General features: G+C 49.1%; 11 protein-coding genes. 4 read left to right on the top strand and 7 right to left on the bottom strand.

The window, feature by feature from the left end:
* Positions 1–43: 43 nt before the first annotated feature.
* The 4 genes from Undi14_RS01855 to Undi14_RS01840 all read right to left on the bottom strand — a co-directional run bounded on the left by Undi14_RS01855 (position 44) and on the right by Undi14_RS01840 (position 5367).
* Positions 44–1627, bottom strand: coding sequence for a methyl-accepting chemotaxis protein (locus Undi14_RS01855; RefSeq protein WP_200177716.1), 1584 nt, complete (start codon positions 1625–1627; stop codon positions 44–46).
* 414 nt (positions 1628–2041) lie between these two features.
* A complete protein-coding gene (locus tag Undi14_RS01850; RefSeq protein ID WP_200177715.1) occupies positions 2042–3361 on the bottom strand; it encodes an MFS transporter in 1320 nt (439 codons plus the stop codon).
* A 104-nt stretch (positions 3362–3465) separates the two neighbouring features.
* Positions 3466–4260 carry a substrate-binding domain-containing protein gene (locus Undi14_RS01845; protein WP_234030360.1) on the bottom strand — a complete coding sequence of 265 codons (795 nt, stop codon included), beginning with the start codon at positions 4258–4260 and terminating at the stop codon, positions 3466–3468.
* An 18-nt stretch (positions 4261–4278) separates the two neighbouring features.
* Positions 4279–5367 carry a porin gene (locus Undi14_RS01840; protein WP_200177713.1) on the bottom strand — a complete coding sequence of 363 codons (1089 nt, stop codon included), beginning with the start codon at positions 5365–5367 and terminating at the stop codon, positions 4279–4281.
* Between the two features lie 158 nt (positions 5368–5525).
* Here Undi14_RS01840 and Undi14_RS01835 point away from each other — a divergent pair, with 158 nt between their 5' ends.
* Complete coding sequence (locus Undi14_RS01835; protein WP_186883875.1) at positions 5526–6446, top strand: LysR family transcriptional regulator; 921 nt, start codon at positions 5526–5528, stop codon at positions 6444–6446.
* A 2-nt stretch (positions 6447–6448) separates the two neighbouring features.
* Positions 6449–7714, top strand: coding sequence for a cation:dicarboxylate symporter family transporter (locus tag Undi14_RS01830; RefSeq protein WP_200177712.1), 1266 nt, complete (start codon positions 6449–6451; stop codon positions 7712–7714).
* A 210-nt stretch (positions 7715–7924) separates the two neighbouring features.
* Here Undi14_RS01830 and Undi14_RS01825 read toward each other — a convergent pair whose 3' ends face one another.
* A complete protein-coding gene (locus tag Undi14_RS01825) occupies positions 7925–8506 on the bottom strand; it encodes a hypothetical protein (RefSeq protein WP_200177711.1) in 582 nt (193 codons plus the stop codon).
* A gap of 508 nt (positions 8507–9014) precedes the next feature.
* Here Undi14_RS01825 and map point away from each other — a divergent pair.
* Positions 9015–9812, top strand: a complete 798-nt coding sequence (gene map, locus Undi14_RS01820) for a type I methionyl aminopeptidase (protein ID WP_200177710.1) — start codon at positions 9015–9017, stop codon at positions 9810–9812.
* 95 nt (positions 9813–9907) lie between these two features.
* Here the strand turns inward: map and Undi14_RS01815 are convergent, their stop codons facing one another.
* Positions 9908–10615: an MOSC domain-containing protein gene (locus tag Undi14_RS01815; RefSeq protein ID WP_370589859.1), complete on the bottom strand. Its 708-nt coding sequence runs from the start codon at positions 10613–10615 to the stop codon at positions 9908–9910.
* Positions 10612–11316: a glutamine amidotransferase gene (locus Undi14_RS01810; protein ID WP_200177709.1), complete on the bottom strand. Its 705-nt coding sequence runs from the start codon at positions 11314–11316 to the stop codon at positions 10612–10614. The genes Undi14_RS01815 and Undi14_RS01810 overlap by 4 nt, the downstream gene beginning before the upstream one ends.
* A 152-nt stretch (positions 11317–11468) precedes the next feature.
* Between Undi14_RS01810 and Undi14_RS01805 the strand changes: the two genes are divergently transcribed.
* A complete protein-coding gene (locus Undi14_RS01805; protein WP_200177708.1) occupies positions 11469–12014 on the top strand; it encodes a helix-turn-helix domain-containing protein in 546 nt (181 codons plus the stop codon).
* Positions 12015–12289 lie beyond the last annotated feature (275 nt).

Below are 12289 nucleotides of genomic sequence, written 5' to 3'. Positions count from 1 at the left end.
GCGGCTGAAACAGATTCAGCCGCGCTGCAGAGTCAGGCAATTACTATCCCAGCCTGCGGGTAACACGGGTGACTGAAGTCGCATCCAACCGGAAGACACTCACGGCATTTGTCAAATGCACGGCCTGATCCTGCATGGATTGTGCTGCCGCTGCGGCCTCTTCCACCAATGCAGCATTTTGCTGAGTCACTTCATCCATCTTGATGATGGCGTTATTCACTTCCTCAATTCCTATGCTTTGCTCTTGTGTCGCCGCACTGATTTCATTGACGATATCGCTGACTTTACGCACACTATCAACCACTTCATCCATGGTGCTTCCTGCCTGATTCACCAGCTTGCTACCAGCCGCCACTTTTTCTACTGAATCGTTAATCAAATCCTTAATTTCTTTAGCTGCTGCGGCACTGCGCTGAGCCAGATTCCGGACTTCGCTTGCTACCACAGCAAAGCCGCGCCCCTGTTCTCCGGCGCGAGCTGCCTCTACTGCAGCATTCAGTGCCAGAATATTCGTCTGGAACGCAATACCATCAATCACGCTGATAATGTCCACAATTTTGCGGGAAGACTCGTTGATGGAACTCATGGTCGCAATCACTTCGCCAACGACTTCTCCTCCTTTGCCTGCGACCGTTGTGGCAGACCCGGCCAGACTATTGGCGTGTCGCGCATTGTCTGCATTCTGCTTTACTGTCGACGTTAACTCTTCCATCGCCGATGCGGTTTCTTCAAGAGATCCCGCCTGTTGTTCAGTACGCGCAGACAAATCAAGGTTGCCGGTCGCGATCTCCTGAGAAGCGGTATTGATTGCATCCGTACCCTCGCGAACCTGTCCCACCAGTCTTTGCAGGCTCGCATTCATCGTTTTCATCGCGCGCAGTAACTGGCCGATCTCATCGTCCGATTCAGCCTCAATCGATACCGTCAGATCACCGCTGGCAGCACTTTCCGCCATACTGACTGCCGCACGCAGTGGTCGGCTGATCAGGCGTGCAATCCATAAAGCCAGAATCACGCTGAGCACCATTGCCGCACTCATAATTCCAATAATCCACGAGCGTGAAGACGAAAACAAATCATCGTTGGTGACCAGTGCACGCTCGCTTTCAGCCTGACTCATCTCCACCAGTTTATCGACGAGATCGTTCACAGATCGAAATAATTTTACGGAATCACCACGGATCGCTTTCCGCGCCTCATCCTGATTTCCGGCACGGGATAGCTCAAGCACTTTTTTGCCAGCATTGCGATACGATATAAACGACTGATCTAAGGTATCGAATATTTTTTTCTCTTCTGCCGAGTTGACCAGAGATCGATATTTTGTTTCATACCCCGTAAATTCTGAAGTACGGGATTCAATACTCTTTTCGTAATAACTGAAATCCGACTCTTCGCTGGAAAGAATATGCTGCAATTCCGATACACGCATACGGTTCAGCGTTGCCTTCATCAGCAGCGCATAACGCACTCCCGGCAACGTATCATTGAGTACCGTCGTCGACGCAGCATTCAGGCGCGCGGTCTGAACGATGCCAAAAATGCCTGTAGCCAGGGTCAGACTCAGGGCAATAAAAAAAGAAAGCAGTAATTTATACGCAATCTTCAGATTCAGAAACCAGCTCATATAAGCTCCTTTAAAGCTATTAACAACGACGTTTCCCGCGACGAAGTAATGAATTCATTTTCAAATGCTCTTTGCACGAAGGAGGACCAGAATTTGATTCTGCACAGAATCCAATGACTGGCCGTCCTGACGTTGCTTAGAAAAAAGAATCGACAGAATGGTAATCACCGGCGTTGCGACAGGCAGATCTGCTCCTATCATTCACACGAAAAGCGATGATGGCAAACAATAAGAAGCGACTCAGAATTCCTTTTTCCAGAAATGTTGTCAGCCAGAGACACATATCGGTAAATTGACAGTCATGCGCTTTCTTAAACCTCGTACAAATAATAAAAAAGCAGGCAGTAGTGATTCACTCACTATCTGCCATGCTTTTTACTTTGAAAAACTGGCTTTAATTGCCAGCCTGGGCAATTAACGTTCCTTGACTACACCGCGATAAATCAGGAAAGTCGCCAGCAAGCCAACACTGCCAGCCATTGCCATCCAGTATCCTGGTGATGCTTTATCGCCCGTAGTTTCTATCAACCAGGTGGAAATCAGCGGTGTCAGACCACCAAACAAGGCTGTTGCCAGGCTATATGCCAGTGAGAAACCTGTGGTACGGATACGGACAGGAATGATTTCTGTCAGAGCAACAATCGTCGCACCGTTATAACTTCCGTACAGGAACGACAGCCATAATTCTGCCAGCAACATATGCTCAAAACTCGGATTGGCGATCAGCCATGACAACAGCGGATAAGCCGTCACAGCAGTCAAGCCGGAAAACAGTGCCATGATGGGCCATCTGCCGATACGGTCAGACAAGCCCCCCATAACTGGCAACCAGATAAAGTTGGATACCCCTACACACAGCGTCACCACCAGACTCTCGACTGTTGTCAGCTTCAGTACGGTTTTACCAAAAGTTGGCGTATAAACGGTGATCAGGTAAAACGAAACCGTAGTCATCACGATCAGCATGGTGCCGGTCACAACCAGTGGCCAGTTCAGAGAAATAGTTTTCAGCATTTCTCTGAACGTAGGATGCGTTTTTTGTGCCAGATATTCTTCTGTCTCTTGCAAAGAACGACGAATGAAGAAAACTACCGGAATAATGGAGCAACCAATGAAGAAAGGTATGCGCCAGCCCCAGTCCGCAATGAATTCCTTACTCAAGGTTTCATTCAGAAAATATCCCAACGCTGCGGAGAAAATGATGGCCACTTGTTGACTGGCCGATTGCCAACTGACGTAAAAACCTTTGTGGCCCGGCGTTGCCATTTCGGATAAATACACAGACACGCCGCCCAGTTCAACCCCGGCAGAAAAACCCTGTAGCAAACGACCAATCAGGACCAGCAAAGGTGCCAGCAAACCGATGGTGGCATAACCGGGGATAAAAGCGATCATGGCGGTACCCGATGCCATAATGCCCAGCGTCAGCACCAAGCCTTTGCGGCGACCGATGCGGTCAATATAGCTACCCAGAATAATCGCGCCGAGCGGCCGCATGAAAAAGCCCGCGCCGAAAGTCGCAAATGTCATCATCAGCGCCGCGTATTCACTGCTGGCAGGAAAAAAAGCTTTAGCGATATAGGTTGCGTAAAATCCAAACAGGAAGAAGTCATACATTTCAATGAAATTTCCACTCGTCACGCGGATGACGGTAGAAAATTTCGAGTGGCGTTTTGCCGCAACATGACCATCCTGATGGACGTTGCTTACTGCGTTAGAAGTTGTGCTGGACATACTATCTGACCTTTTCAATCGGCGGCCATGCAGATACATAGCCTAACCCGTCAAAACAAGATAAAAAGAAAAAAACGAACAAAGATTAACGCTGAATCAGCGTCTTACTTTTTAGCAGCAACCGGCGCCAGGCCAGTCTCTGCAATCACACCGGCATTTTTTTCCGACGACAGGAAATCAAGCAAAGCCTGTGCGTTTTTCTGTACCTTACTGCCACTGACTATGGCTGCAGAGAAAGGCGTGCTCAGTTGTACTTCCTGCGGCAGCAAGCCAACAATATCAATTCCCGCGACTGGCAATAATTCACTACGTTGCTGGCACCCGAAATCGGCCTCACCGTGAGCGATGATTTCACCGACAGGTGTGGCTGGAATTTGTGCTGCCTTGCCCTGCATCTGCTCTGCAATACCCAGCTTTTTCATCAATTGGTGCTTGATGTATTCACCGCTGGCACTGTCGGAATAAGCGACTGTTCGCGCTTGCAAAAATGCTTGTTTCAGACCATCAACGGTGCTGATATCGGGCTTGGCATTCCCCGTTTTTACCGCGCAGGCGATCAGTGAATTTGCCAGCACCACTTTGCTACCGGCAACCAGTTTTCCTTCCTTCATCAAGGTGTCCAGAGAATCACCTACCATGATGACGACATCAATATTCTCACCACGAGCCATACGCACCGGGATCGCATTTGCGGTTGTTCCCATCGATGGCCCCCAGCCAGATATCAGCTTATCGCTACTACTTTTTTCATATGCAGAAGCGAGATTTTTGTATGCTTGCGCAAAGCCGCCCGAACTGATGACGCGAATGTCCTCCGCTGCTGCCAGGCTGGTAACAAATAAGCTGCTGGCCGCCAGCGTGATTGCCGTCATATTGAAACGAAGCTTAAACTTCGACATAGTGATTCCTTTCATTGCTCAGAACTTGTGCATCAGACCTATCGTCAGGCCATAACCGTTACTGCTGTTCGTTTTGTTACCGCTAACACCGGCAGCATTAGCTTTCCAGTTTGTGTAATCAGTTTCGATATACGCAGTGCTACGTTTTGACAGGGATTTTTCCAGATAAATAAAGCTGCGATCAAAGCCATCATCGGCAAAGCCGGTGGCTTCACGACGGACGCGGTAGTAAGCCGATGTCAGTGTCAGATCAGCAGTTAATGCCAGCACAGCACCGCCGGAGGCGATGTGTTGGCGGGTTTGTTTTGTTGCGCTGGTATCGGCGCGGTTCTGACCAAAATTGACCTTCAGTTGCACGCTACCCAATTGATAGGCCGCACCCAGGGTATAAGCCTGTAAATCAAAGTCAGCGCTGTTCTTGAATTTCATCCAGGCACCAGAGATATTCAATCCGTCTTGTTGATATGCGAGGCCGACACCCATGGTCGACAAGGCGCTGCTATTACCTGCCACCTCACCAAATGAATATGACGCGCGCGCCACCAGCGGACCAAAGTCACCGGTGTATTTCAGCATGTTGTCCAGACGATAGTAATTGTCGTTGTAGCCGCTGGTACCATACTGGACGCCAAACGCATGAGTACCAAACGCGGTATTGCTCAGTGCCGTGACGTTGATGTTTGGGTTGAGGCTTGCATACCGCATCCCCAGCGGATCAACCGTCGAAATCGCATCCGACAGTATCGTTGCCTGGCGGCCGGCGGTCAGGCTGCCATAACCGGTTTTAATGCCAACGAAGGCGAGGCGATCAAATAGCTTGTCTGATTTTGCAGATGCGCCGGTATCGATGTTTAAGCCGCCTTCAAGCTGAAACAGGACAGTCATATCTGCACCAAGAGACTCTTGTCCTTTGAAGCCCCAGCGGCTGGTATTATTGACGCCGCTGCTGACGGAACCGGTGGAACCGGATACGACAGGCGCATTGCTGGCATTGATGCCGTTACTGTAATGCACTCCAAGATCCGCGATGCCATACGGTGTGACAGTAGATTGTGCAAGGGCACCGCTGCTGATGCCCAGCAAGACGATGAGATAAGAAGGTTTCATGTGGTCTCCGTGGTATTGCCTTCTTAATGAGGCCTTGAAATGTCTGTAATGCTTGGTTTGAGCCGGTCAATATTCACGTACCGCCGACTTTTTATTTGGTCTGCATCATCCGCCACATGGCATAATTTGTGAATTGCAATATTTATTAAGATTAATGCATGGGACGCATCAATTTCGATTTACAAGAACTGCAGGCCTTTGTCGCCGTCGCAGAACGCAGCAGTTTTAAACAGGCGGCGGAAGATCTGTTTTTATCGCAACCGGCATTGAGTCGCCGCATTGAAAAGCTGGAAGATATGCTGGGCGTCAAATTATTTGAACGGACCACGCGGCGCGTGCAACTGACTAATATCGGCAGAGTATTTCTGAGCAATGTCCGTACCGCACTCGATGAACTGGAAGGCGCGATACTGAACATGTCAGATCTGGCTGCGCACCGCACAGGCATCGTGACCCTGGCATGCGTTCCATCGGCAGTGCATTATTTTTTGCCCGACGTATTGAAAGGTTTTACCGAGCGCTTTCCCAAAATACGCGTGCGCATATTTGATGAGAGCGCGCAAGACGTGCTGAATCTGATATTGGCTGGCGAGGCGGATTTTGGTATTAACTTTGCCGGTGCTGAAGACCCGGAAATTGATTTTCACCCAATTTACAAGGAGAGTTATGTGCTGGCGATGCGCCATGATCACGCACTGGCGAAACGCAAAAAGTTATCCTGGAAAGAAACTGCCAGCGAGCGTTATATCTCGGTCTCCAAGTCCAGCGGCAACCGCAGCTTGATCGACAATGCGTTGGCGGGCGTAGAAAAACACCCCGTCATTTTTTATGAAGTGAACCATGTCTCTGGCATTCTGGCACTGGTTGAAGCAGGCATGGGAGTCGCCGCCGTTCCTCGCTTATCGCTGCCAAAATATATGGATGCAACGCTGGTCGGCATTCCCTTAGTCAATCCTTCCATCCACAGAACCTTAGGTTTGATCTCTAAACGCGGGCGCATCATGCCACCAGCAGCCAGAACCTTATTCGACATGTTGGTGCAAAGTAGTAAAACGAATAAATCAGTGCTGCCGAAATGACCTTGCCCTTCTCATTTCTGAGCAAACGTTTGTATCTGCAAGTTTTGCTTGCCGTGTTTCTCGGCATAGGATTTGGTCATTTCTGGCCAGCACTGGGAACAGAATTAAAACCGCTGGGAGACGCATTCATCAAACTGGTCAAAATGATGCTGGCACCGCTCGTGTTCTTTACGATCGCCGGCGGTATCGCAAGCCTGAATGAGCGTCGCGGAGTTACCAGCACGCTCGTCAAAGCGATGCTGATTTTTTATTTTCTGACTTTACTTGCGTTGTTAACCGGATGGCTGGCAGCATCCCTCATGCGTCCAGGGGCTGGCTGGCATTTTCACCCAACCGCCACCGACAAAAATACTCTGTCGCCGATGTTGGGTCATACCGGATATCAGGGTTTCGCCGATTTCATTCTCCACATCATCCCACATTCCTATGTCGGTGCTTTTACCCAGGCCGAGGTCTTACCAGTCTTGTTGCTTGCGGTACTGACCGGTTTTGCGATCGCCCGTAGCCGACGCCCCGGTGACCGTATGCTGACAACAATTGATGAGTTAAGCCGCCTGTGTTTTAACATTTTTGATTACGTCATGAAACTGGCGCCATTGGCGGCATTCGCCTCTATCGCCTATACGGTGGGACGTTTTGGCATAAAGTCCGTGGCTGCGTTCAGTTATCTGATTCTGAATTTCTACATCGCTTGCGCGGTTTTTGTCATCGTCATTCTTGGAAGTCTTGCGAAGCTGCATGGTTTCAGTCTGTGGAAACTGATGAGTTATATCCGGGAAGAGTTGCTCGTTGTATTGGGTACATCCTCATCAGAGCCGGTGCTGCCGCCGCTCATGAAAAAACTACAAACGCTCGGTTGCAAAAAAGATGTTGCAGGACTGGTGTTACCGATGGCGTATTCGTTTAACCTCGATGGCACCGCAATTTACCTGACGCTCGCCTCAATGTTTATTGCCCAGGCCTGCGACATACAACTCAGCAATGGTCAGATCCTGAGCCTGATCGCCACTATGCTGCTGACATCAAAAGGTGCCGCCGGTGTCAGTGGCAGTGGCTTCGTCGCACTGTTGGCAACGCTTACTGTCATTCCTGATCTGCCGTTGGCAGGTGCTGTTTTATTGCTTGGCATAGACAGATTCATGTCAGAAGCCCGCGCCCTTACCAGCACGATCAGCAATGTTGTGGTGTGTATCGTCGTTGCACTCTGGGACGGTGCCTGTGACAGAACGATACTCAAACATCAGCTTGAAACGTCAAAGTCAATATAAGGCCGGATGTCGTCATGTATTGCAGAGGTTATCTATCCTGAATTCGTCGTATTCAAGCTTGTTCACAAAACGGGTTCACAATAATACGACGAGACTGAATCAGCACGGCATCCAGCGCTAAAGTGGTCAGCACTGAACGACCTCGCCGCGCCATACATATCATTGCAGGGGTATCAAGTTAGCTTGCATTTGTACCCGACCGGATACCAGTCACTTCTTCGTATCGATCTTATCCAGCAACATCTGATATTTTTTCAGGCTCTGGTCTGTCTTACTCAGCGCTGAAAGGGCAGATTCCGTTTCCACCGTTGCATTGGCTGTAACCGCCGCAGCCTCGTTGATCAGATCAACCATCTGCTGGCGCAGCGCATCTTCGTCTGCTTTATCCAACGCTCCCCTGTCCAAGCTTTCTGTCATTTTTTTCAGCAAGATCGCTTTACTGGCCAGCGCCAGATTGGCTACATCATTAAAGTAGTCCGGTGTCGCTTGACGCACAAGGTCCCCGGCGCGGGCTTGGTCCATATTCGCGGAAACGGATGCCTGAACAGGTTCTGGCGATTTCGATTCACATTGATCTGCCATCGTCACTAAGTATGCGGCCAATTGACGTGCTTCTGCAGGCAACAAACGTATGTGCTGTCTATTTTTTGTGTCTGCATCTGAACCGATATCAATCACGACCTGCATTTTTTCCCAAGTCAACGCAATGCTGATTTCATCACCACTGACGATACGCATAAATTCTCCATCCCAAATTTGGTAATAGCACCCTGCTCTAAACCAACCGATCAAGTAAGTTGATTACGCACCAGGCAGACCTCACTGCAGTAAGCATACCGGACACTCCTGAATAAGCCCAACGTTACCACGTCAGCATAAAAAAAGCTCCGTGGGATTCCATCAATGCTCTCTCATGTTTTTCCACGCATGAATCACAAACGTACGTTGAAATTATATTGAAACGAACTTAGAACGATAAAAAAGACCATAAAAATTCGTGCAGACAAACATCCCATCAGACTATCGGTGCAAAAAATGTCGCTTGCAGATAATATACGATACATATACAATTTATATACACTACATATAAGCCTATAAGGTTGGGAATTTTGGATACCTCCAATGATCTGCACAACCAGATGCACACAGCAAACACGATGATGACCGCAACCATGAATAGAAAATCTGCTGGAATAAAGATTGGTAGCTTGATTGATATCAGGCCACCGCAGACTGTCACTGAAGCCTTTACCCCGGAGCAAAGGAATGCTCATGCCAGAGCGATAGTCGGAGCATTCATATGACAAAGCGACCGGAAGAAATCGCCTTATTGGCGGAGTCGGGCAGACTACTGGCGAAGGTGTTTAGCCATCTAGATAAATTGAGCTTGATCGGCATGTCGACCATGCAGGTAAATGACTTGGTCGATAGATATATTGTGAATGAGCTTAAGGCACGTCCGGCAAGCAAAGGTCAATACGACTACGCTTACGCGCTGAATTCTTCACGCAACAACGTTATCTGCCATGGTGTTCCTTCCACCTCGGATATATTGCTGAACGGAGATATCGTCAATTTTGATATCACGTTAGAGAAGAACAACTTTATCGCTGATTCCAGCAAAACCTATCTCGTCGGCGATGTATCAAATGCTGCCAGACGGCTGGTAAAAGTCTGCTATGCAGCCATGTGGAAGGGAATCAACGTTGTCCGTCCGGGTGCCCAGCTCGGCGATATCGGTCATGCTATCGAGCGTCACGCCCGGCAAAACGGCTATTCCGTCGTGAGAGAGTATTGCGGTCACGGGATTGGTCGTGAAATGCACGAGCCACCTCAAGTGCTGCATTGGGGAAGACCGCACACCGGACTGACAATGCAGGAAGGAATGGTGTTCACCATCGAACCAATGATTAATCAAGGTAGTCATACCGTTAAGACGGAAGAAAATGGCTGGGCGGTCATTACGACTGATGGGAAATTATCCGCGCAGTTCGAGCATACGGTAGCGGTAACACGTAACGGGGTACAGGTTTTAACGCTGCGCCCCGAAGAAATAGCATTATCTGAATCCGTCCACGGGAAGAGTTTAGACATATAGCCCAGACATTCAGCCAGTTGCAAAAATACCCCCCCCTCAAAAATGTGAACCTATGCGATCTTTTGCGATGAATTCCGCCAGCTGTGATTGATACGTCAAATGATCGCAGGTGTTTGCAAGCGGCGCTGCCAATCTTCAACAATGCCTTTGCTTAATCTGTCTTGCGCGATTTTTCTCCACGAGGGTGTCAGCTCCTCAAGTTCACTCATGGCTTGCATTGCTTGTGCATTCATGGTGTCGATATACAGGTGATGTAGCAAACGTGCCAGCGACCAATCCGGTTGTGTACGATCAAGCAGACGCAAGCTATCGCCCGGTGCAACGGAACCTGCTTGCAGGACACGGTAATACCAACCTGTACGCAAACTGTTTTGCACGATGCTAGCCATATGATTGTTTTCAAAACGGAGATTCAATTTCCAGCAAGGCTGCCGTGCTTGTGTCACTTGCAGTATTGCAGTACCCAGCATAAAGACATCGCCGATGCAAACCCTATGCTCAGTCCAACCCGAGGTAGAAATATTTTCACCAAAGCCGCCCGGGCAAAAGCGTGACGCTGCATCGTCCCCGAATTGCGCACGCCAGATCGCATAATGTTCAGACGGATAGTGGTGTACGGCCTTATCCGGCCCGCCGTGATATAACTTGTCACCCTGTTCGTCTCCCTGCAAGCCGGACGTAGTAACTGATACCGCATCCCAGACCTGCTGTTTTTGTATAGCGCTGACTTCAACATTTGGCCCGAAAGCACGCGCTTGGCCGATAAAGATTGCATCAATGGTGCTTTGAATAGTTGGCATCATCGTCCGCACACGTTAAGCCATTCAGCGAAAAACAAACGCGCCTGTTGTGCCAGTTTCGGGCCATGGATAGCGGCCTGTTGACGCATCAGTGACGGCGAATGTTTTTCATGCAGCATTTCATGGGCGTGCCCGACATACCAAGCCTCCAGGCCGTTGGCAGTGACTTCTGGGTGACATTGAAACGCCAGTGCGTTTTTTCCCCAGCTATATACCTGATTTTGACAGGCGTCACTTGACGCCAGCAATTGTGCGCCATACGGTAAATCGAAGGTATCGCCGTGCCAGTGGAACATCGTGCAATCTCTTTCGTCAAAATATCGCACCGGCGTATGCTTACCTTCCTGCGTGATCCTTAGCGGATACCAGCCTAGCTCTTTGGTTGTGGCCGGATACACACTTGCACCGAGTGCCCGCGCCATCAATTGTGCGCCGAGACATATCCCCAGTGTCGGCAAGTCTGCATGCAAACGCTGCTGTAAAAAATGTACTTCTTGTAGCAAAAATGGGAAATGGTGATCTTCGTAGGCACCGATAGGCCCGCCCAGCACGATACAAACATCGGCATCAAGCGGGTTGAGTTCAGCCCAGTTGTGGTTGCAGGCATTAACTTCCTGAATAGAAAAATTCATCTCCTTCAGCAAAACAAGAAAACTACCCGCATCTTCAAAAGCGACATGATGGATGATTAACGCCGTTTTCATCTTCAACCTCCAACTGGCAAAATAGAATAAATTTCAGAAATTAAAATGACACTATGTGTCATATATTACACTAATTGTCATTTAATTTTCCAGTCCTGGAATTTCAGTAAGATTCATCAGATCAGGCAAAAATAAGAAACGGAAAACAAAAAATGTCGCAAAAAATTAAAATGCTGCGCCAGCAAATGGGCATGAGTCTGCAAGATATGGCAGATGCCAGCGGTCTGACCAAGAGTTACTTATCAAAGGTCGAACGTGGAATCTGTGTACCTTCGATTGCCGCCGCGATTAAAATTTCCACGGCACTGAAAGTCGATGTCGGCCAGTTATTCAGTCCCACAAGCAGCAGCGAAATGCTTTCTGTTGTGCGACACAATGAGCGCCTGCGCATCGTCAGAGCGGCTGATGAGGGCAGCAGCATGGAAGCCCTGGCGGCAGAAATCAACAATAAGCGCATGCAGCCTTTCATTGTGTACCCGCCCAGTGAGCTATCCAACGGCCCGCATGCTGCTGGACACGCGGGTGAAGAGTTCTTATACGTGTTGACGGGGAGCATAGAAATTCAATTCCCCGACCATCGCGAGCAACTTAAGAAAGGCGATGCGATTTATTTCAACGCCCTGCTACCGCATTGCTTGCGATCTGCCGGTAAGCAACAGGCATCAGCGTTGGTGGTGATTAGTTACGATCAGGGGTAAGTTTGAAGCTGAAGAAATCACAAGCCTGTCATCAGAAAACGCTACTACGCGACACGGACTCTTCGATACTCCACGCCATATCAGGATGAGCTGGTATTGCGATTGTTTGACCAACGCTTGTAATCGACAGGCGACATGCCAATAGTAAGAGCAATATCACACTACTGTTAATCACATAGTACGAACCACTACACACACGTATGGTGAGGCCTCAGGCTTAACATATTCATCATTAGCGTCGAGCTCGTGCAGAGCAAAGATATCCGAAGTTTGAG

Origin of the sequence: Undibacterium sp. 14-3-2, assembly GCF_016595265.1 — a bacterium.
Lineage (GTDB): Bacteria > Pseudomonadota > Gammaproteobacteria > Burkholderiales > Burkholderiaceae_D > Undibacterium > Undibacterium aquatile.
This window is presented reverse-complemented; position numbering and strand designations above follow the sequence as displayed.